The organism is Pedobacter heparinus, from assembly GCF_032678725.1.
GTDB lineage: Bacteria > Bacteroidota > Bacteroidia > Sphingobacteriales > Sphingobacteriaceae > Pedobacter > Pedobacter heparinus_A.
This window is the reverse complement of record NZ_JAVTSC010000015.1, coordinates 73,865-94,833: the sequence shown is the minus strand read 5'-3', so window position 1 is coordinate 94,833 and position 20,969 is coordinate 73,865. Positions and strand designations below refer to the sequence as shown.

At 44.5% G+C, this 20,969-nt stretch carries 16 protein-coding genes; 5 read left to right on the top strand and 11 right to left on the bottom strand.

All coding sequences use genetic code 11. The features are described 5' to 3' along the window. Window positions 1-28: 28 nt before the first annotated feature. The 8 genes from R2Q85_RS20300 to R2Q85_RS20265 all read right to left on the bottom strand — a co-directional run bounded on the left by R2Q85_RS20300 (window position 29) and on the right by R2Q85_RS20265 (window position 9,746). Window positions 29-694: a DUF1080 domain-containing protein gene (locus tag R2Q85_RS20300; RefSeq protein ID WP_316813627.1), complete on the bottom strand. Its 666-nt coding sequence runs from the start codon at window positions 692-694 to the stop codon at window positions 29-31. Between the two features lie 45 nt (window positions 695-739). Continuing rightward, window positions 740-1,555, bottom strand: a complete 816-nt coding sequence (locus R2Q85_RS20295; RefSeq protein ID WP_316813626.1) for a hypothetical protein — start codon at window positions 1,553-1,555, stop codon at window positions 740-742. A gap of 31 nt (window positions 1,556-1,586) precedes the next feature. Continuing rightward, window positions 1,587-3,173, bottom strand: coding sequence for a RagB/SusD family nutrient uptake outer membrane protein (locus tag R2Q85_RS20290; RefSeq protein ID WP_316813625.1), 1,587 nt, complete (start codon window positions 3,171-3,173; stop codon window positions 1,587-1,589). A 10-nt stretch (window positions 3,174-3,183) separates the two neighbouring features. Continuing rightward, window positions 3,184-6,366, bottom strand: a complete 3,183-nt coding sequence (locus R2Q85_RS20285; protein WP_316813624.1) for a TonB-dependent receptor — start codon at window positions 6,364-6,366, stop codon at window positions 3,184-3,186. A 235-nt stretch (window positions 6,367-6,601) separates the two neighbouring features. Beyond that, window positions 6,602-6,844 (bottom strand): hypothetical protein, encoded by a 243-nt coding sequence (locus R2Q85_RS20280; RefSeq protein WP_316813623.1) that lies wholly within the window; start codon window positions 6,842-6,844, stop codon window positions 6,602-6,604. A gap of 396 nt (window positions 6,845-7,240) precedes the next feature. Next, window positions 7,241-8,092 (bottom strand): NmrA family NAD(P)-binding protein, encoded by an 852-nt coding sequence (locus R2Q85_RS20275; protein ID WP_316813622.1) that lies wholly within the window; start codon window positions 8,090-8,092, stop codon window positions 7,241-7,243. Window positions 8,093-8,146: 54 nt separating this feature from the next. Continuing rightward, entirely contained in the window at window positions 8,147-9,214 is a 1,068-nt protein-coding gene (locus R2Q85_RS20270) for a carboxymuconolactone decarboxylase family protein (RefSeq protein WP_316813621.1), read from the bottom strand. 154 nt (window positions 9,215-9,368) lie between these two features. Continuing rightward, window positions 9,369-9,746 (bottom strand): helix-turn-helix domain-containing protein, encoded by a 378-nt coding sequence (locus R2Q85_RS20265; RefSeq protein ID WP_316813620.1) that lies wholly within the window; start codon window positions 9,744-9,746, stop codon window positions 9,369-9,371. Window positions 9,747-9,841: 95 nt separating this feature from the next. On the opposite strand from R2Q85_RS20265, the gene R2Q85_RS20260 reads away from it, so the two are divergent. Both R2Q85_RS20260 and R2Q85_RS20255 read left to right on the top strand, forming a co-directional pair. Beyond that, window positions 9,842-10,372 carry an NAD(P)H-dependent oxidoreductase gene (locus tag R2Q85_RS20260; protein ID WP_316813619.1) on the top strand — a complete coding sequence of 177 codons (531 nt, stop codon included), beginning with the start codon at window positions 9,842-9,844 and terminating at the stop codon, window positions 10,370-10,372. Window positions 10,373-10,495: 123 nt separating this feature from the next. Next, window positions 10,496-11,701, top strand: coding sequence for an ATP-binding protein (locus R2Q85_RS20255; protein WP_316813618.1), 1,206 nt, complete (start codon window positions 10,496-10,498; stop codon window positions 11,699-11,701). Between the two features lie 13 nt (window positions 11,702-11,714). On the opposite strand, the gene R2Q85_RS20250 is transcribed toward R2Q85_RS20255, so the two are convergent. Continuing rightward, complete coding sequence (locus R2Q85_RS20250) at window positions 11,715-12,176, bottom strand: helix-turn-helix transcriptional regulator (protein ID WP_316813617.1); 462 nt, start codon at window positions 12,174-12,176, stop codon at window positions 11,715-11,717. Window positions 12,177-12,429: 253 nt separating this feature from the next. Here R2Q85_RS20250 and R2Q85_RS20245 point away from each other — a divergent pair, with 253 nt between their 5' ends. Then, window positions 12,430-14,346: an ATP-dependent RecD-like DNA helicase gene (locus tag R2Q85_RS20245; protein WP_316813616.1), complete on the top strand. Its 1,917-nt coding sequence runs from the start codon at window positions 12,430-12,432 to the stop codon at window positions 14,344-14,346. Between the two features lie 59 nt (window positions 14,347-14,405). Here R2Q85_RS20245 and R2Q85_RS20240 read toward each other — a convergent pair whose 3' ends face one another. Then, window positions 14,406-16,268 (bottom strand): beta-N-acetylhexosaminidase, encoded by a 1,863-nt coding sequence (locus R2Q85_RS20240; RefSeq protein ID WP_316813615.1) that lies wholly within the window; start codon window positions 16,266-16,268, stop codon window positions 14,406-14,408. 101 nt (window positions 16,269-16,369) lie between these two features. Next, the gene (locus R2Q85_RS20235) at window positions 16,370-19,753 is read right to left on the bottom strand and encodes a DEAD/DEAH box helicase (RefSeq protein WP_316813614.1); all 3,384 of its coding nucleotides are present in this window, start codon (window positions 19,751-19,753) and stop codon (window positions 16,370-16,372) included. Between the two features lie 123 nt (window positions 19,754-19,876). On the opposite strand from R2Q85_RS20235, the gene R2Q85_RS20230 reads away from it, so the two are divergent. Together R2Q85_RS20230 and R2Q85_RS20225 are read left to right on the top strand one after the other, a co-directional pair. After that, window positions 19,877-20,245 carry a transmembrane 220 family protein gene (locus tag R2Q85_RS20230; RefSeq protein WP_316813613.1) on the top strand — a complete coding sequence of 123 codons (369 nt, stop codon included), beginning with the start codon at window positions 19,877-19,879 and terminating at the stop codon, window positions 20,243-20,245. Window positions 20,246-20,256: 11 nt separating this feature from the next. After that, a complete protein-coding gene (locus R2Q85_RS20225; protein ID WP_316813612.1) occupies window positions 20,257-20,967 on the top strand; it encodes an EboA domain-containing protein in 711 nt (236 codons plus the stop codon). Window positions 20,968-20,969 lie beyond the last annotated feature (2 nt).

Here is a 20,969-nt window from a genome sequence, read left to right as displayed (position 1 = left end):
GATACAGCCCGCTTTTTGTTGCAGGGAATTACAATTCTTTAATCGCTATTTTGCGGTAATAGGTTTCTGCACCTTCAGACTGGATCAGTATTCTTCCGGAGCGCAAACTCGCATCAAGCCCCTCATTTACCACCACTCCATTAACCATATGGGTACATTTTCCATCATTGGCAATGATCTCCACCCGGTTCCACTCTCCACTTGGCTTTTCTGCATCTTTTTTCTTCAGGATATGGGTGTTTTTTGTTGCCGGGGTACGTACGCCATCAATCACTACCGTTGTACTGTCTATCAGCCAGAAATCGCCACAATCGCCCTCCTGTATCTGGCATTCTATCGAGCGCGGCCAAACCTTATCGTCCGGAACCACATAATATAAGATTCCGTTATCCCGCACCTTGTTTTCCCTTGGCGTGTATTTCTTTTCTCCCCATTTAAACTCGGCAACCAGATGAAAATTACCATATACCTTATCGGTAACCACATAACCAAACTCCTGTCCCGTTATTTTCAACAGGCCCTTCTCTACCGAGAAAACCTTATCCGGATCATTATCCCTGCCTTTGGTCTTTAAAAAAGAATGCCAGCCGCTAAGATCCTTGCCGTTAAACAACGGTTTAAAATCCTGCGACTGGACATCTCCAACCAAACCAATGAATAAAACCGGAAGAAATGATACATACTTCAAGTTCATCTTCAATTTTTTTTAGTTCACTTTAAAACAAATAGATTCCGGGTATTAAAATCTAAACGGATATACCGTAGTTGCCGCTACATGGACCTGTCCATTTGTGGCAATTATACCCGAGGTTGCGCAATTGGTGATGTTGTTAATCCTAAGTGGGGAATCCTGATTGTTAACCAGAACCATATTGATCTTGCCTTCCGGATCAAACCCGTTAGCCGGGCTTGCGCTTAGGGTTAGGATACGCGCCCCGGTCTGGTTCAGGTTTGGCGTAGTTCCTGCAACAAAATAGCCCAGTTTCGATTTGTTACTGGCCACTGCGCCCGGAGGCAACAGGGTTTCCAAAGTAGCGTTATTTGTTGTGGCATTGTCAAAGCCATAATCACCTTTCAAAATCAGGTATAGAAAATAATTCTTTACGTCCCCAACCGGATATTCTTTCCAGGAAGTTGCCGGATGGGTTTTAGGGGTAAAACCATCGGCAAGATAAATCTGGCTACCGTCTGGATTCTTCTCGTAAATTGGGAAATCAAACCACATACCCGCTGTAATAACCCCTGTTGTTGCGTTCCGTACCCTGATTGCATTGGTACTCAGCAACAAAAATGTGCGGCCCGGTTGTGTATACTCATCCAAATCTATCCCTGCATATTCCAGTCCAAGCTGCATCCACTTAAAAGCGGTATCATTTGCTACCAAGGGTGTCTTCCCACGCTGCTCCAGGAATTGCCTTGCTGAGATATTGATATGCGGGTCAAGTGTTTTCTTTTGGTAGTCGTAGTTCTCCTGCAGGTCCAGCCCAAACATAGAGCATGAGGGGCTCAGTGCCACACAGAACAGCCCTGCCAATATTATATATAACTTTTTCATCCTTTTAAAATTTGAATTTTCATCCGTTTAATTAATTGTTATAAGGCTCACTCTGAACCAGCAGTCTGTTAGAATTCAAAACATTGCGGTTTATAGGCCAGTAGTATTTACGCTTATCCGTTCCCCAGCCGGTAATTGTAGAACCCGCAAGTGTCTGACGAGCTGTGATGATCGGGTCCATCACTTCAATGACGCGATCGGTACGTACCAGGTCAAACCAGCGTTTACCCTCTCCAACCAGCTCATATTGTCTTTCTTGTAGAATGGCAGTTTCCAAAGCCCGTTTATCTGCAAAATCAGTAGCCAGCACCGGAGCTAAGCCGGCCCTTACCTTAATGAGGTTCAGGTATTTTACTGCATTGGCTTTATCATCAAGCTGGTTTAAGGCTTCAGCATACAACAGGTACATATCGCTTAAACGATATACCGGAACATAAAGGCTTGTTGCAGTTGTAGGCGCAGGACTGGAAGTTACAAAATTATAAGGTGTCACACCAGCTGCCGCAGTAAATGTACCAGGATAAAATTTCCACAGGTTGGCATCACGTACCGCAACAGCCGTACCTGTCGAATTGTAGGTCTGTTTCATGCGGAAGTCGGTTGTAGTAGTTCTCCAGCTGCTCCATAAACCTTCGGCCATTCTGATGGGCGAATTGTTGGTGGTTACAGAAACACCTGCCATACAGGCGCAGCCATTGCTGATGTAATCCCAATGGATATAGAAAATACTTTCCACACTGCCAATAGGATTTACAAACTGGTTGTTCCAGGTTGGGCCTGTTTGTAGGTCGCCTGCCGCACCGCCTGTACCCGTGTTCACACTTCCCGCAATGTTATACACCTTACCGGTTGGGGCTTTGGCCTTAAAAAGGTTTTTAAGCCAGATTACTGCATTGGTGTAATCTTTCTTCCACATGTAAACATCGGCCATCGTTGCAGATATCGCGCCTTCTCCCATATACCAGACTGTTGGTGTTGCGTTTTTTACGGTCAGGTCATAAGCTTTCTGAAGATCGTCAATGGCCTGTTGCAATACCTTTTCCTGAGGGTCTCTGGCCTGCTCAGGATTGTCACTAATGCTCAGGTAAGGCTCAGTACGTACCGGTGCTGCGCCCCAGAGCCTGGCGATCCAGAAATAACAAAGTCCTCTGATTGCATAACACTGTGCCGTATAACTGGCCTCCTGTGCCAGGGTAAGCTCTCCGGCTGTGCCCGGTGCAGCATAGTTTTTAATCTCAGGTAAACGCTTGATCAGCAGATTGGCCCTTCCTATCGTACTGTATAAAAATGTCCAGTCCGAGAAAGTATTATTCGAAGTTAAACCGTTAAAGTCTATTTCATTCTGGGTATTCTGTGCATACAAGACACGTCGCTCAAAATTGTCAGATCTCGCCTCGCCCCACCAGGTAATTCGGTTCTCGGCCTGAGAACCATCGCCCTTGATCATGGTTGACTGGAATTCACCATACATTCCCGCTATTGCCGCATCGGCATCAAACTTACTCCTAAAAAAATCCTTCAGGGTTCCCTGTGAGATGGGCTGCTCATCTACCATTTTCTTGCAACTGCCCAGACAGATCAATATGCTTAAAGCTGCAACACTAAATATCTTTTTCATTATCTTCCTGTTAAAATCCAATATTAATACCAAAACCTATCTCTCTTCTTTTAGGATATTTTCCATTGTCATCCCCAGGGGTTAAACCAGGAGAACTGAACTCAGGATCGTAACCCGTGTAATTGGTATAAGTCAACAGATTCACTCCGTATACGTAGGCCATAACAGACCTTGCTCCTATCTTACCAGCATATTTTGAATCCAGACGATAGCTAAACCTGGCGCTCGACAATCTTAAAAAAGTAGCGTCTTCCAGGAAATAACTATTGCCGTTCTGGCGCTGACTGCCACGCGTATCTTTGTCTGGATAATACGGGTAAGTAGCAATATCTCCCTGTTTGGTCCAGGCTCCGTAAATTGCTTCCGGCAAAGAAGGGTTGCCGTTATTGGCAAAATTAGTAAGTCCCTGTTTAAAGCTGTTATAAACCTGTCCGCCAATTGTCGTATTGATAATGAACGATAAGGAGTAATTTTTATAGCTGAAATTGTTTACAAAACCCAGGTAAGCATCCGGTTGTGCATTACCAATCACATGCCGGTCTGCATCATTGATCACGCCATCGTTGTTGATATCCTCCCATTCTGTATCACCACCCAGCAGCACCGAATTATTTGAACTTTTCTTTAACACCTGACCGCCGTAGGGCTGTCCATCCAGCTCATAACGCTCAGCGGTAGAAGTAGCGGCGCGGCCGGTGCTGCCTGTTGTTACAACCGTTACATTGATCGGCGTTAGCTTTCTGCCATCAGGTGCATAGGCATTTGAGGCATCATAAGGATAAACCCCCAGGTTTTTCCATCCGTAAAAATCGCCTATCCTTCCACCTTCCCTGATCAGGTGCTTGTTTCCCGCAATAAATTCCTGTCCGTCGTATAGCTTCAGTATCCTGCCCCTTTCAAAAGAAACGTTGGCATTTACTGTCCATTTAAAATCTTTTCCGGCAATTGGGGTACCATTCATGGCAAGCTCCAGCCCCTTGTTCTCAATATTACCTACGTTGATCTTAACTGTATTAAAGCCGGTTTCCTTTGGAATCTGCCGGTCATACAATAAGTCATTCGTAGTTTTGATGTAGTAATCTGCACTCAGTCCTAAACGGCCTTTTAAAAAGGTCAGGTCAGCACCCCAGTTCTTGATCACAGTATTTTCCCATTTGATGGTTGAGTTGCTAAAACCAGCGGTTAATGCGGCACCACCAATACCATTATAACTGTTTTCACCAATTTCGATGCGCGGAATTGATTCATAATCCGCAATCGGGTCATTTCCGGCACTGCCGTAGCTAAACCTCAGCTTACCATCATCCAGGAATTTCTTGCTCCAGGCCATGAACGATTCATCAGTAAAGCGCCATGCTCCTGATCCGGCAAGGAAAGTACCCGAACGCCGGTCGATACCAAACCTGGATGAAGCATCATTTCTGAACACCCCCTGTAAAATGTATTTGGATTTCCAGTTGTACTCCAGCCTGCCAATTGCCGAAGCAGTAGACACTGCAGTGGCCGACACCCGTTGCTTGGTCAGGTCAACAATATTGGCGCCGGTAATTGTCCTGATGTTTTCTGAAATAAAGTTCTTTCCTTCTAAAGCTGTTTCATCCAACCGGCGCCTGTCCCTTGAAAAAGCGGCTAAAGCCTTAAAGGTATGGTTACCAATCGTTTTAGAATAATTTAAATAGGCTTGAAGCTCATAGTAAAAACGTTTGGTAGTCCCATTTCTGGCGATATTCTCGTTACCTTGAGCCGACAGGTACCGGGGCTGAAAATAAAAGGTCTGCCCATTATCCAGCTGCGCATTCAGCGCGGTAGTAAATACCAGGTCTTTTATGATCTGATAGTTCAGGGTATTTACAAATTGGGTTTTGTATTCTTCCCTGGTATTCTCTTCCAGCATGGCATTGGCCACCGGATTTCTTTTCGAAAGCAGGTAACTGGTCAGCGTACCATCAGGATAATACATTCTGAGGTAAGATGGCCTGTCAAAAACCGGCCTCAACGAGCTGCCTATACTTGTAAAGTTTCCGGTTTGCCTGTAGAAGGAAATATTGCTCATATATTTCAGCTTTTTGGTAGCCTGATAGTCAACATTTATCCGCGACTGGATCCTTTTGGCATAGGTATTCAAAGCGATACCCTGATCATCCAGGTAATTGAAACTACCCGAATAATTCAGACCTTTTTGTCCACCGCTGATCGTAAGGCGCGCATCATGTTTTTTGCCTGTATTGCCCAGCAAGAGGTCCTGTAAATCATTATCGGAATTAAAACTAGGGTTCAGAGAGTCTGTAAATGTACCCCCGGAGCCGTTGGTGAGACCCACCATTAATTTCCTGTAATACCGCAGATCGTCAGAGTTTGGCGCCTGGATCTTATGGGCCAGCTTACCTGCTGTGAAAACATATTGCAGATCAAAACGGGCCGGACCTTCCTGTCCGCGCTTTGTGGTAATCAGGATTACCCCATTGGCAGCCCTTGATCCGTAGATGGATGACGATGCCGCGTCTTTCAATACCTCTATGTTCAATATGTCCTTCGGGTTTAAGGCCGATGCATCCGGAGTAATCACTCCATCGATCACATACAGTGGATTGGTTCCGTTTCCATCAGCAGAAAAAGTGGAAGGGCCACGAACCGTAATCGAACCTTCAGCGCCAGGCTCTCCGTTATCGTTTACAATCAAAACACCTGCCGCCTGCCCTTGTAAGGCATCGAACAAGTTCAATGGTTGCCTTTCTTCAATCTGTGCAGAAGTTACTGTTGAAGTGGCACTGGTCAGGTCCCGCTTTCTGGCCGTACCTCCATATCCCGTGCTTACCACCACCTCGGTCAGGCTGTTTGCATCCTCTTCAAGCTTAACATTGATTATTTTTCTGCTGCCCACAGCCTCTTCCTTCATCTTATACCCTACATAGGTAAACTCCAACACAGCTGCTGCCGATGGCACACCAATGGTATACTTACCTGTACTGGCAGTAGATGCCGCTATCTTTGTGCCCTTAACTTTGATACTAACCCCCGGCAAAGGTTCACCTTTGCTGTCCGTAACCGTTCCTGTAACGGTAATACTTTGGGCATGCGATGCAACAGCAATCAGTTGCAGCATTGCCAAAAGCAACAGCAACTTTCGCCAGGTCTTATTGAACCTAAGCCCTTCCAGGCCACAGGAAATTGTTCTTGTAAAATTTTTATTCATATCTGCTCTATTTGGTTAATTATTTTTAAGAAATATCGGCCCCACCAGGTCAAATTGTAACATTATCGCTACCAATACTTCTATATGCAATTGACTAATAAATTTTCAACTTTTTGTGGATCAAATTGGCCAAGCTCTCAATTATATTGGCACAAAAAAATTACATGATTTAACCATCATCAAATCAAATGTTCCTCCAAATAAACACTTGTACTTACCGCATCTCCCTTTGCATTTACAAAGTGCTGCCAGGCATGTACCGTATCACCGGCAAAATCTTCGGCAATTGTAAAATAGCTTCCTTTTCCTGGCGCGTTGCTACATCTGTAAAAGTAACAAAGGCTTCTTTTGCCGGGTTGTAAATGATAAAGCTGGCCTGGTCATCATCACTACAAAATACGGATGCTGGTCCGCTATCCCATTTGATACTCAATACCGCGTTTACCAGGCATAATACTTCCAGTATCCAGGATACCAATAGCTCCCCCTGCTAAAAATGGCTTTTTTAAAATCGATGTGGTAATCGGGCGCCTCTCCTATTACGGTTTCTGTCAGGTGATGAGACACTGCCCTATTCCCGAGTTCTGCTGGATCTGATTAACAGGAAACTCCTCCTCAAAGTGCACCACATCCCAAAGTCTTCGGTATAGCGGGGTCATCTCTGCCGGGTCTTCTGCTTTCATTTTAATCTCTGGGCTTCAATAGGTATAATACTATTTTCATTCGAACTAAAACACATTCTATCTTCTCCAGATGATACACAAACGTATCGCAGATTAGGAAGTTAAAAATTATACTATAGCATGAAAACGTTATACAATCCCCAGGGCACTCGTTTTTCTTGATAAAAATAGAAGAACTTATTTATTTCGCCCTAAACCACTCCCCTGATAAACTCCTTCAGCGTCGTCTTACCCTTCACCGGAGCCTTCGGGGTTTTATAATCCTGCTCCAAAGTAATCTTGGTCATGGCTGCCGTCGATTCGGCCGCAGCCAGTGAAAACCCGCCCTTTTGCAAAAACGAAACCCAATCGTTCTGAGGAATTACCACCACCTTCACTGATCTGTCTAGCGCCTCAGCAAAAGCCTCCGCAACATCTCCAGGCGAATACTGTTCGGGGCCCTCAATGTAATAATTACCAGTGCTGGAAACCGTTTCCAGCATTAACGCGGCACCAAACTCTCCGATATCCGCTGGCGAGACCATCGGCAATTTAAAATCTGCCGGGTACAAACTATACAACTGCCCGGTTTCCCTAACCTGATCTGCAGAAAAGGCCCAGTTGCTCATATAATAAGCCCCATGCATTACACTTGCCGGAATACCCGACTTACTTAACGCCTGCTCCATTTCATACAACACTCCCAGATCCCCGATCCCTTTACCAGGCTGTGCCCCGTAAGTCGATTCGGCCACCACTTTCTGAATATTTGATCCATGCAAAGCATCCAGGATAGCTGTTACTGTTTTTTCCTCCTGCTTAGCCGTATCAGTCGAGGGATCAGCTGGCGGATTCAGTAAAAACAAACGCTCCCCGGCGTCAAACACCTTGCGGAGCTTGTCCACCTCCAGCACGTCGACAACAGCAACTGTGGCCCCCTTATCCTCCCATTCTTTCCTTTTTTTCTCATCATGAGAAATTATCGTCACTAGCTCACCTTTTTCCAGCAGCCTTGATGCCACCACAGATCCAATATTTCCGGTACCTCCTAAAATGATATGCATAATTCTTCTTTTAATGAACAATGTCTGTAAAACAAGCATACTCAGATAAACTATCTAGTTCAATTTTTTGAATATCTCTTCCATGTTTTCCTCATCCATACTTCCCATATCTACCAATTTTAATGTTTTGACCATTTTTAGCGTAGTAGTCTTGTAATGTAGGAAATGTGGCGTTTTCAGGTGCGATTGATAGGCTGCTTTATTAGCATACATCTCAATAATGCGGATCTGGGTGGGAGTTTCCTTTTGGAACATCGGAAAAATAGCAATCACTCCCGGCTCCAGCTTTACAGAAGCCGAAGCTTCTTCCTTTAAAATAGCACTATATGCGGAAAGGTATTCTGGCAGGATCTCGATTTCAGAAATACGCACCATCATTTCCTCATCTATAACTGGGGCAGTTGGAATGGACAGGACATTTCTCAGAGAATTCGCCTGTTTCCTGCTTACATGTTTTTCTATCAGCTTTGCAACTTCTACTAACTGCTCATTTGTAATAACGGTGTTCATTCCCATCTTTACATGTGATTGTAGCTGGGATTCTACTCCCGGCATTGCAGCCAAAGCCGAAATGGTTACCAGTTCTCTTTGCTGATGAGTCAGCACATCGCTCTGAAAAACATCGGCAAATAAATGCTCCTTTAAAAAAGCATCTATTCTTGGGGCAAACACACCAAAACCTGGCGCTGGCTTTGCCTGCGCTGCGCCGCTCAAAGTTTCCAGTACCTTTCTTCCCCGTTCATAATTATCCCCTGCGCCCCGCTCCACAATGATTTCTTTTCCCTGTTTGTCGTTAACACCTTCGGATTTCCGCTCTTCCACAACCTTCATGAAAACATTAATTGCATTGAGGCTTCGTGGAAAACCACAATAGGCATATAGCTGTACCAAAACTTCCTTAATTTCATTAACGGTAAGTCCGGCATCAAGTGCAGTGTTTAACTGTATTTTGAGGTTTGCCATGTCACCAGTGGCGGTAAGTGACGAAATGGCTACCAGACTTTGTTGCGCCCCATTTAACGGAGCACTGCTATTGGTTTCAATTTGTGCGTTCATTGTTTTAATGCTGATGATCAGGAGCAGACAAAGTGCCCATTTAATAATGCTATGCCTTACGTTCATTTTTTTATCTGCTTAAAGTACACTGCAAATTTCGCAGGTATAACTGATAACACTTTTATACAGGTTACGGTTTTACTTACCAGTTTTACTGATTTGGTTCAATAGTGTAGCAATCAGCATTTAACAGGCAGGCATGTATCTAGCTATTCTTCTGCTATGATCCTGGCGGAACTGCAGTAACCAGTTCCTTATGTTTCTGCCCCCATTTTTCCAGATGCTGTATAATGGGTCTCAAATCATAACCAATTGGGCTTAGCTCATACTCAACCCGCGGGGGTACTTCGGCATAGACAGTTCTTTTCACAATTTTATTTTCTTCCAGTTTCCGCAACTGTAAAGTCAGCATTCGTTCCGTTATGTTGGGCAGTTTATTTTTTAACTCACCAAACCGCAGTTTTCCGTTCATTAACCAGGAACAAATTACCAATGCCCATTGTCCGCCAATAACATTTGCAGCATAAGCTTCCGCACATTCATCGGCCAGCGCCTGTTTGTTGGCAAAATTTGTTGATGTTTCTTTGATCTTAGACATTACTTACATTTTTTATAGTACCTAACAATTGGGGGGTAATGTACAAAATTTAGGTTATGCAGCTACTTTTGCCTCCGTAATTTAAATTTTGAAAAATGAGCACATTGATCATTGTAATCCATCCAGATATTAAAAATTCGGCTGTTAACAAAAGATGGGTTGAAGAACTGAATAAATTTCCGGAAAGATACCACGTCCATCAATTATACCAGGTTTACCCGGATGAAAAAATAGATGTACAGGCAGAACAGAAACTGGTTGAACAATATGAAAAAATTGTATTTCAGTTTCCCTTTTACTGGTTCAGTTGCCCGCCGCTTTTCAAGAAATGGTTAGATGAAGTTTTAACCTACGGATGGGCTTACGGAAGTAAAAGCGAATATAAGCTTTCCGGGAAAAAAATTTCCCTTGCTATTTCAGCCGGAATTGATGAACAGGAATATCAGCACCAGGAAAAGTATAAATATACCCTGGCAGAACTAACCAGACCATTCGAGCTGTCTTTTGAATACGTAAAAGCCGATTACCAGCCACTATTTGCTTACTACGGCCTGGAATACAATTCTTCTCCTGAATGGATTGAAAAAAGTGTTCCTGCCTATATGGATTTTCTAAATGCTTTTTAACGAATGCATCATTTTATCAATCCATGCCGCTGCCAGCAAACAACTTTATTCATTACTAATGAATAAAGTTGTTCATTAGTAATGAATAATCGTTATATTTGTACCTAATTAATTTACCATCAAATGCTTAGACAAGAACAAATTGCTATAGTTATAGATGCTCAACAAGAATCTTTTTTAAGAAAAGAAGACAGTCTGCCCAGGCAGGCGCTTCAAAAAGTACCTATCATAGCAAGCTTTGCTACCATTGTTAGTGGCGTACGCCGTTGTGGCAAAAGCACCTTGCTGCTGCAAATCATTAAAGAGAAATACGAAAAAGCCATCTATTTCAATTTTGAAGATCTTAGGCTGGTTGGTTTTGAAGCTTCAGATTTAATACGCCTGCAGCAGGAAGTCATAAAAAGAGATACTACAGTATTGTTCTTTGATGAAATACAATTGGTGCCCAAATGGGAAATCTTTGTACACCAGTTACTCAGGGAAGGTTATACGGTATTTATCAGTGGATCCAATGCTTCGCTGCTCAGCAAAGAGTTGGGTACGCATTTAACAGGCCGGCATGTATCTATGGAAATGTTCCCTTTCTCTTATCAGGAGTACATTTCTTTCAAAAACCTCCGGGCCAATGAAAGTTCTGTTATGACCTATCTGCAAACCGGGGGCTTTCCCGAATTTGTTAAAACCGGCGAAGAGCTGATCCTTCAAAGCTTAATGGAAGATATTTTGGTAAGGGATATCGCCGTACGCCACGCCATCAGGGATGTGGATTCGTTAAAACAACTGGCCCTTTATTTAATTTCCAATGTAGGTACACTGGTTTCTGCCAATAAGTTAACCTATTTGTTCGGCATCAAATCAAGCGCAACCATATTAGAATATTTTGCCTGGTTAAAAAATGCCTACTTAATTGAATTCCTGCCCATGTTTAGTTATTCTTTAAAAGCCCAGGCCCGGAACCCGAAAAAGGTATACGCCATAGATACCGGTTTAATTACCGCCACATCTACAGCTTTTAGTGAAAACATTGGCCATAAAATGGAAAACCTGGTTTACCTGCACCTGCGCAGAAAAACCGGAACATTGTATTACTACAAAGATAAAGGAGAATGTGATTTTATTAGTTTTAATAAGGGAAAAGCACAGGAAGCGGTACAGGTATGTTATCAAATAGATGACAACAACTTTAAGCGGGAATACAATGGATTACTGGAAGCGTTAAAGTTTTTCAAACTAACAGAAGGTACCATTGTTACGCTCAATCAGAAAGATCAGTTTGAAGAGGATGGCTTTACCATAAAAATGGTCACGGCGCATGAATACCTGTTTTAATGAACTTTATGTTTTATTTATTTAGATAAAAGTAAAACAGCGCCTTAACGATCTGGCTCATAGATCGCTTTCCCGTTACCCAGTCAGACACACTTTCGCGGTCAATGCCCGTATCAAAGGCAATTTGTTTAATACGGATACCTTTTTGCTGCATCATTTTATCAATCCACGCGGTGTTAACTACGCTGGCCGGTGAAGCCTGGAAAGTTTCCGGACTAACGTTGATCTTATAATCAGGCAAGTGTTTTCTGAATAGGCCTTCTGTTCTTTTAATCAGGGTCGCTTCATTTGCATATTTTCCTGAAGTGGTTTCTCCCTGGACAGTTTCTACTTCAATCGTTTTTTCGCCTATAGACCGGATGTTAAAATTAGTGTTGGACTGTTCCTGGTGCCTGCTGGCGGCTCTGTCAAGTTTAAGAAGTCTTTCAGCGCTAAGTAAATTTTCGAGTAAGATGATATTCTGGATGCTGCTCATAAGATCAGGATTCTCTTTAATATGTTTGTCATAAACAGCAGTGGACAGGATTGGTTTTAAATTTTCTGCTCAACCCGCTCCTTCGGCGTCACCCCGGTCATTTGCTTAATAACTGCTATTATTCCAAAGTTAGGTACATCTCAGCATGTGACTCGTTCTGAATAGGCTTTACATCAGCATTAAGCTGATAAATAAAAATAAAATCGTGAGGGCTTGTCCATAGAAGATTAATTTTTTCCCATAAATTTGCAACATGAATAACGGTGCATCTTCCAGTTCAATTTCCGACAATGTATTGGCTTTTATCGAATATACCAATCAAAATATTTTCCTGACGGGGAAAGCTGGAACAGGCAAAACTACCCTGCTAAAAAAGGTTAAAGAAAACAGCAGCAAAAAGATGGTAGTTGTTGCCCCAACCGGTGTAGCCGCCATGAATGCCAAAGGTACGACCATCAATTCCTTTTTTCAATTGCCCCCGGGCTCCTTTTTCCCTGGTGACATCAGCCTGGAAAACCTGCAGTCGGGTTTCATTTCCATACAGTCCATGGTTTCCGACCTCAGCTATACCCGGGAAAAACTTAACCTGTTCAATGAACTGGAGTTACTCGTGATTGATGAAGTATCCATGGTGCGCTGCGATCTGCTGGATGTAATTGATGCCATCCTGCGTTCCGTACGAAAAAACAACCGGCCTTTTGGAGGTGTACAGATCCTGCTGATCGGCGACCTGTACCAGTTGCCCCCGGTAACCAAAAGGGAAGACTGGTCTTTTTTAAACAGGGCCTACCCCTCACCTTACTTTTTTGATGCGCTGGTCATCCGTCGCTATCCCCTGCTGCAGATCGAACTGACCACCGTTTTCAGGCAAACTGAAACGGCATTTATTGACATCTTAAATGACATCAGGAACAACCAGATCGGCGAAAGCGGACTGGCCCTGCTGAACAAAAGGTACGACCCGCAGTTTAGCGCCTCGGATGAACTGAACCCCATCATCATCACCTCTCATAATGCCGAGGCCAACGCCATCAATAAGGAAAAACTGGATGAACTGCCTGGTATGGAATACACTTTTGAAGCTGAAGTGAGCGGAGAGTTCAGAGACTTGAACCTGCAGGCCGAACAAACACTGAAACTGAAAGCAGGTGCGCAGATCATGTTCATTAAGAACGATTCCGGTGAAGACCGGAAATTCTACAACGGAAAGATCGGGAAAGTGAAGTCGGTAAAAGAAGGGGAGATCTGTATTTTTTTTCCGCAGGAGGAAGACCTTTTGCTGGAAAAAACTTCCTGGCAATCTTTTGAATACAAAACAGATACCGAAGAAGCCATTGTACAGCAACAGGTAGGTGAATTTTCGCAATACCCCATTAAACTGGCCTGGGCAGTAACCATCCATAAAAGTCAGGGCTTAACCTTCGACAATGCCATTATTGATGCGGGCAAGTCATTTGTAGCCGGACAGGTTTATGTGGCGCTGAGCAGGTTAAGAACACTGAACGGCCTGGTATTAAAATCAAAGATCAGTACGGAAAGCTTAAGGTCGAATACCGAAGTGATCAATTATATGAAGCCGGCAAAAGAGGAGGAACTGGCTGCAATCCTGATTCAGGAGCAGGAAAAGTTTATGCTGCAGCTGGTGCTGGACCATTTTTCTTTACACAGTATACAGCGGGGGCTGGACACCCTTGCAGCCAATGGGGAACTGGCCAAAGCCAACCTGCCCGAATTTAAAACCTTAATGCTGCAGCTGAATAAATCGCTTGCAGCGTTGATCATCTTATCCGATCGTTTCCAGGCCCAGGTAAACCAGCTGCATGCTACCGCTGGTTTTGCTGCGCTGGATGCCTTGCAGGAAAGGATTACTGCTGCAGTTACCTATTTTACCAAAGAAATCACCATGCAGCTTTTAAACCTGGTCAATAAAAATATCCGGATTAAACCTAAAAATAAAGTTCAGCAGCAACTGGTACATGTACTGCAAAAATACCGGCAGGTGATTGAGTACAGACTGGCCATGCTGCAGCTTGCCGCCGCCCTGCTGGCAGCTCCCGTTAAAAAAGAGGATTATACGGCCTGGATCAGTAAACACAAACTGCGTGTTAACGGCAAACCAGGTACTACAGCTGCTGCTACCCAGCAGGCAAATAATTTACAGTTGTTTTAAAAAGCCCCGGTAAATTGCTTAGGCAATTCAACGGGGCTTTTACGACCATAAAAGGTTATTTATTTTGATTTATTCTGATCTACAAATATGGACCTGGAACTGATGGCCCCCATACGGCGACCGTCTTTAAAAGTAGCGGCCTTAACAGTGACCGGCAGTTTAACTTCAAAGGCTTTGCTGTATGCCAGTGAATTTACCGTTGGTTCTGAACCATCCAGGCTATACCGTATCTGTGGCTGATAGCTATTGGTTTTAAAGGATACCTTTGCCGTATTGGCCGAACTGTCAACAGTTACCGTATGCCATACATTATAGGCACTTTTCGCGTAATTGATGCCCTGGTCATCGTAGCGCTGGTATTGCTTTTCTATCCTGCGGCTAAAGTCAGTCCAGCTCTTTCTGGCTGGTATGGTCCAGGCCAGTTCGGCCATTGCGGCAGCACGTGGAAAGGCCATGTATTCTACTTTTTCGGGCGAATGGATAAATTCTGCCCATACATTGCCCTGTACCCCTTTGATATACTTTGCCTGGTCGGCAGTAAGCACCGCAGGAACCGGCTCGTAGTTGTATACCTTTTCCAGTTGCAGGTTGCCCGTTATCGCCTTTGGCTCCAGGTAAGGTTCACCCTGGTAGTAATCCAGGTAAAGGAAATCATAAGGGGTCATCACTACATCGTGCGACTGTTTGGCAGCAGCGATACCACCTTCGGTGCCTCTCCAGGACATCACGGCGGCATTGGGTGCCAAACCACCTTCCAGGATTTCATCCCATCCGATAATACTTCTGTTTTTGGTGGTCAGGAATTTTTCTATGCGCCTGATGAAATAGCTTTGCAGCTCATGTTCGTCTTTCAGGTTTTCTTTTTTCATCCTGGCCTGGCAGTTTGGACAAACTTTCCAGCGGTCTTTAGGACATTCATCTCCACCGATGTGGATGAATTTACCAGGAAAGAGCGCTACAACTTCCGTGAGCACATCTTCCAGTAAATGGAAAGTTTCTTCTTTTCCGGCACAGAAAACTTCTTTTTGTATACCCCATCCTACCAGCATTTTAAACGGCCCGCCTGTGCAGGAAACGTTAGGATAGGCTACCAGGGCTGCCGTGGCATGACCTGGCATTTCAATTTCGGGAACCACCGTTACATAGCGCTTTGCCGCATAGGCCACAATATCCCGTACCTGGTCCTGGGTGTAAAAGCCACCATGAGGGGTATTGTCTATCTGGTTGTTGGCAAACTGCGTACCGTTACGCCATGCACCAACAGCAGTAAGTCTTGGGTGTTTTTTAATCTCTATGCGCCAGCCATGGTCTTCGGTTAAATGCCAGTGAAACACATTCAGTTTATGTAAAGCAAGGTAATCGATGTATTTTTTAACAAACTCCACGGAGTAAAAATACCTGCCCACGTCGAGCATCATGCCCCTCCAGCCAAAACGCGGCTTATCGGCAATTTTTACTGCCGGGATCAGCGGAGCTGTAACAAAGGCATTATTTTTTCCCTTTACCGGCAAGAGCTGATACAGGGTTTGAGCCCCATAAAATACCCCATTTGCCTTTTTACCGCTGATACGTACCGAAGTTGGATTGGCAACCAGGGTATAACCTTCGTCGCCCAGGCTATCTACGGCGTTTTTTGTGGTCAGCACAATGACATTGCTGCCTGTAGCGCCCGCAGCAGGAAGCACTTTTAACGCGTAACCCGTCAGTTTTTTTACCTGATCGGAAAACTGAAGGCCTACCGATTTCAGGTCGGAATTGCCCGCATCATAAGTAATTTTAGTCAGGGTGTTGATTTTAAATTTACCGGGGAGTTCCTGCATACTCAGTGGTTGCGGGATCACAGAAATACCCTGGCTGTGTGCAGCATTCAGGGTGTTGAGCCCAAGCAGGCACAACAGAAAAAATACGCGTTTCATCATCATTTTATATGTTTGGTTTATTTGTGTACGTTAACGACAAAAATTAAAGATAAAAAAATAAGCTATACAAACCGGCATTTTATAAAAAAAATGGAACAATTAATTTAACTGAACAGACCGAGCAGATCCTTTCTGGAAAGGGTTTTATAAATGGCAGAATCGGTTTTGATCAGGTCTTCCACGAGGTCTTTCTTGGTATTTTGCAGCTTCATGATCTTGTCTTCTATCGTATCCGGACAAATTAAACGGACCGCAACTACATTTTTTTCCTGACCGATCCGGTAACAGCGATCGATGGCCTGGTTTTCTACAGCAGGGTTCCACCATGGGTCTACCAGGTACACATAGTCGGCACGGGTCAGGTTCAGGCCCAGGCCACCGGCCTTTAAGCTGATCAGGAATACCCTGACTTCGGGCTTGTCCTGGAAGGAAGCTACGGCAGCAGACCTCTTCCTCGTTTGCCCGGTCAGGTATTCGTGGGCAATGTTCCGGCTGCGCAGTTCTTCGCGTATGAGATCGAGCATGCCTACAAACTGGGAGAAGATCAGGATCTTATGGTTTGATGATTTGCTTTCGATCTGTTCCATTAAGGCTTCCATTTTGGAAGAGGCATTGCCATAAAATTTATCGTCTTTCAGCAGTCCGGCCGAATTACAGATTTGCCTTAAACGGGTAATCCCCTGTAAAATGTGCATGCTGCTCTTTTGCAGTTCATCTTCGGCCTTGCCTTCAATGTAAGCTTTGATGTCCTGCACTGCAGCCTCATATACTTCACGCTGTTCGGTACCCATCTCACAGTAAATGACCATTTCGGTTTTATCGGGCAGTTCTTTGGCTACCTGCGCTTTGGTCCTGCGCAGGATAAAAGGGCTGATCTTTTGCTGTAGTTCTCTGGCCCTTTTGCTGTCTTTAAACTGATCGATGGGTACCGAGTACAGTTCCTTAAACTGTTGCTTACTGCCCAGTAAACCCGGACAGGCGAAAGAAAGCTGTCCGTAAAGATCGAAGGTATTGTTCTCTATGGGTGTACCCGTCAAAACCACCTTATTGCGCGATTGTAATAACCTTACTGCTTTGTAGCGCTGGGAATCCGGATTTTTAATGGTCTGCGACTCATCCAGGAAGATGTAATTGAAACGATAGGCTTTTAAAAACCGGACATCTGCCAGCAGGGTTCCGTAAGAAGTAAGGATAAGCTCGTACTGGTCAAATTCATGACTGTCTTTGAGGCGGTCGGCCCCGTAAACTGTATGCATTTTTATCGAAGGTGCAAATCTGGCCACCTCGGCCTGCCAGTTGAAAATTAAGGAGGCCGGCACCACTACCAGGCTGGTATTGTGCCCCAGCTTTTCGCGCTGGCTCAGGATGAAAGCGATGATCTGTATGGTCTTGCCCAGTCCCATGTCATCAGCAAGGCAGGCACCAAAGTTAAAATCGTCTAAAAAGTTCAGCCAGTTCAGGCCCTCCTGCTGGTAATGCCGCAGCCCGGCCTGCAGGTCTTCTGGTACTTTTACGGCCGTAATGCTTTCCGGGCCAGAAAGTTTGCCCCGGTAGAAGGCCAGCTGTGCCTTCACCGATTCCCCGAGCAAATGCTCATCATACAATTCGGCGATGCTGTTGTAATTGATCTTATGGGTATGGATACTTTCTTCCACCAGCTCACCGGCATTAAAATAACTGGTAAATTTCTGCACCCATTCCTCCGGCAAAATGCCCAGGGTACCATCGTCCAGCTTTACAAATTTGCTTTTGTTGCGGATAGATTTGTGCAGGTGTTTCATGGAGATGGCCTCGCCATTGTATTCTACCTTTGCTTTGGTTTCGAACCAGTCGATCCCGCTGATCACTTTAATGGAGATGTTGGCTTTATACGGGCTCAGGTTATTATTTTTCAGCTGGTTAAAACCCAGTATGGTAATCCCTTTGTTCCGCCAGGCTTCGAAAGCATTTAAAAACCATGTGGCATCCAGAAAGTGTTTGCGGTGCATGTAAAAACAATCTAAACGCAGGTCTTCCTCTTGCTGTTCTTCAAAAAAGGGGTGTTGCCTTACGATGTCCGAAATGAACTGCAGTTCTGCCGGCTCATCCCGGCGCAGGGTAAAAGTATGGCCGTATTTATCTTTGGCGATGATCTGTTTGCGCGAAAGCACGGGGATTTCGGTATTGCTGTACCGCATCACAGGGGTAATGAGCACAAAATCTTCCGATTCGGAAAGATAGATCAGTTGCTCGTTTTCCAGGTCATATCCCTTGTCTGCCAGCTGCTTTTTGGTGGCTGGTTTTAAATAGGCATAGTTGATGCGCACTTTTTCTTCCAGGTTGGCCAGAATATTCTGCTGAAAATCCTCAAATTTAGACCTGTGGATCAGCATTTTATCGTAATGTTTCTTAAAGAAATCGATCACCCTTAAAAAATCAGGGTTATCGATCAGGTGCAGGGTTTTATCCAGCTGGATGAAATAATGGTGCTTAATGCTGAGGTTTTCGAGGGCTATCGACTGCTCATCAAGCATCAGTTTACCCGAAACCTCATAAAAATCGCCTTTTTCATTGACCGACAAAACGAGGTCGATGCCCAGTATTTTCAGTTTGATCTTATGGATAGAGCTGGCCGATATATTGGGGGAAATTTTCGGATCGTGGAGGTAGATGTCCAGGCCCAATGGATTTCTGGCCAATGCTTTTAAGCCTTCCAGGTCTGATCCGGAGGCCTCAGCATTATAGTTGTTCTGGAATTTGAGGATACCATTCAGGAATTTCAGCTCGCTGATGTTTTCAGTTTTCCAGAGCAGATCAGCCGGGTCCAGCAAGGTTAAAGGGTTCTTGATCTTACCATCCCGGCTGGCCGGACCTTCATATAAGGCCAGGCTAAGGTGGCCGTAGTAGCGGTGCTGGCTGAACACCACAATGGTTTGCAGGTCTTTTTTGATCAGAGCGCCGGCTACCGGCGGCTTAAATCCTTTTACCGGCAACAGGGATGCTGACATTTCCTGTGTTGTTTTTTTGTTGACCGGAAACAGGTTTTTAAGCCTTGGCCTGATTTCGAGACTGCCTTTTTCATAGCTGAGTTCAAAATGATCATCCAGTTGATTTTCCTGTTCCAGTCCATAATCCTGTGCAAATTCCCGTAGTTTTTTATACCTCAGGGGCCTGTCAAAAAACAGGCGCAGCGATGGCCGCTCCATAATGTTGTACAAAACCCTGGCCTGGTATTCACATAATCCACCGGTATCAGACAGGCAGGAACAGGACAGCATCACCCGGTCTGTGGTTTGCGTAACGGTAACCAAAGGCATGCCCATGGTATTGGATACCTTCCCAAAAACAGCAAAATCCAGGGCAATCTCTGCCGGCTCCAGCGCATAAAACCCTTTGGCCCCCGTATCAGTCCCAACCTTATTGTGTTTTAAAATATCCGACAAGTTGAGTGCCGACAAGTTAAAATCTGCTAAAGTATAATTGTGTGCCGGGTAGGCCGCTTTCTCCACCTGCAATGTTTAATGTGATCAATAAAAAATCTAAAATACGCTATGATCTTGCTAAATCGACGTAATAATCTGTTTATTTGTATTTGATAATTTAACAAACACACAAACTTAACCTTTATTGTTATGCTGCTGAGCATTTTAAACTCATTTTTTTGCATTGCATTTATCTTATTTGCCTATGTAAATTTAAACGACAACGACTCCTGGCTTTGGGTGCCCATTTATCTGCTGGCCTCCATTTGTTGTGGATTTGCCATTTTTAATTATTTTTATCCTACGGTATACTTAGTTGCCATATCTTTCTATCTGATTTACGCTGTCATTTTGTTTTTTGCCAAAGATGGGGTGCGCGACTGGATCATGAAATACCGGACACCCAGCCTGGTGGAAAGTATGCAGGCAACCAAACCCTATATTGAAAAAACCAGGGAATTTTTTGGCTTGCTGATCATTAGTGCGGCACTGGCGATGAATTATTTTGTAGCGGTATAGTGTGATAAATTATGTTGTTAATAGATAGGGTGGGGATAAACCAGCTGGCAGAACTTTTTCTCCGGCTCATTAAACGGAACCTGAAACCGGAAGCTTTTGACTGGTTGCAGGATAAAGTGAACCTGGTGCTTAGGGAAGACAGATCGGTGCAGTTACACCTTTGTTTTGCCCATTTGCCACGTATGGCATCAAGAGACCTGGTGGTCCCGGATCCGGACGAAAATCAGGAGATCAGCAGGTTGCTTCCCGGTTATAGCCTTGAAGGCTGGACTTTAGACAAGCTGTGCAGGGTATGGTTGTTAACGCAACTGCCATCCGACGATAAGGAAAAGTACCTGAAAAAGATCAGCAGCCTTTTTGCCGCAGCAGAAATGAACGAGCAGGTGGCTTTATATTCGGCACTGCCGCTGTACGCCTATCCGGAAGCATGGATCAGCCGCTGCGAGGAAGGCATCAGGAGCAATATCGGTACGGTGCTGGAAGCCATCATGTACCACAACCCCTATCCTGCAGCATTTTTAACGCAGCAGGCATGGAACCAATTGGTCCTGAAGGCTTTTTTTACAGAAAAAGATGTCCGGCTGATTGTTGGACTGAAGGAACGGATGAACGAGGCTTTGGCCTTTACTTTACAGGATTATGTACACGAGCGCCTGGCGGCCCACAGAACGGTAGCCCCGGAGATTTATGAATTGATAGAACAAATGAACCAAAAGATATAGAT

What these genes read in the sequence shown, in the direction of transcription:
- R2Q85_RS20230 (WP_316813613.1), top strand. Translation starts at nt 19,877, where the DNA reads ATGCTGCTGAGCATTTTAAACTCATTTTTTTGCATTGCATTTATCTTA.
- R2Q85_RS20270 (WP_316813621.1), bottom strand. Translation starts at nt 9,214, where the DNA reads ATGAACGTAAGGCATAGCATTATTAAATGGGCACTTTGTCTGCTCCTG.
- R2Q85_RS20225 (WP_316813612.1), top strand. Translation starts at nt 20,257, where the DNA reads ATGTTGTTAATAGATAGGGTGGGGATAAACCAGCTGGCAGAACTTTTT.
- R2Q85_RS20250 (WP_316813617.1), bottom strand. Translation starts at nt 12,176, where the DNA reads ATGAGCAGCATCCAGAATATCATCTTACTCGAAAATTTACTTAGCGCT.
- R2Q85_RS20285 (WP_316813624.1), bottom strand. Translation starts at nt 6,366, where the DNA reads ATGAATAAAAATTTTACAAGAACAATTTCCTGTGGCCTGGAAGGGCTT.
- R2Q85_RS20300 (WP_316813627.1), bottom strand. Translation starts at nt 694, where the DNA reads ATGAACTTGAAGTATGTATCATTTCTTCCGGTTTTATTCATTGGTTTG.
- R2Q85_RS20260 (WP_316813619.1), top strand. Translation starts at nt 9,842, where the DNA reads ATGAGCACATTGATCATTGTAATCCATCCAGATATTAAAAATTCGGCT.
- R2Q85_RS20295 (WP_316813626.1), bottom strand. Translation starts at nt 1,555, where the DNA reads ATGAAAAAGTTATATATAATATTGGCAGGGCTGTTCTGTGTGGCACTG.
- R2Q85_RS20255 (WP_316813618.1), top strand. Translation starts at nt 10,496, where the DNA reads ATGCTTAGACAAGAACAAATTGCTATAGTTATAGATGCTCAACAAGAA.
- R2Q85_RS20290 (WP_316813625.1), bottom strand. Translation starts at nt 3,173, where the DNA reads ATGAAAAAGATATTTAGTGTTGCAGCTTTAAGCATATTGATCTGTCTG.
- R2Q85_RS20275 (WP_316813622.1), bottom strand. Translation starts at nt 8,092, where the DNA reads ATGCATATCATTTTAGGAGGTACCGGAAATATTGGATCTGTGGTGGCA.
- R2Q85_RS20240 (WP_316813615.1), bottom strand. Translation starts at nt 16,268, where the DNA reads ATGATGATGAAACGCGTATTTTTTCTGTTGTGCCTGCTTGGGCTCAAC.
- R2Q85_RS20245 (WP_316813616.1), top strand. Translation starts at nt 12,430, where the DNA reads ATGAATAACGGTGCATCTTCCAGTTCAATTTCCGACAATGTATTGGCT.
- R2Q85_RS20265 (WP_316813620.1), bottom strand. Translation starts at nt 9,746, where the DNA reads ATGTCTAAGATCAAAGAAACATCAACAAATTTTGCCAACAAACAGGCG.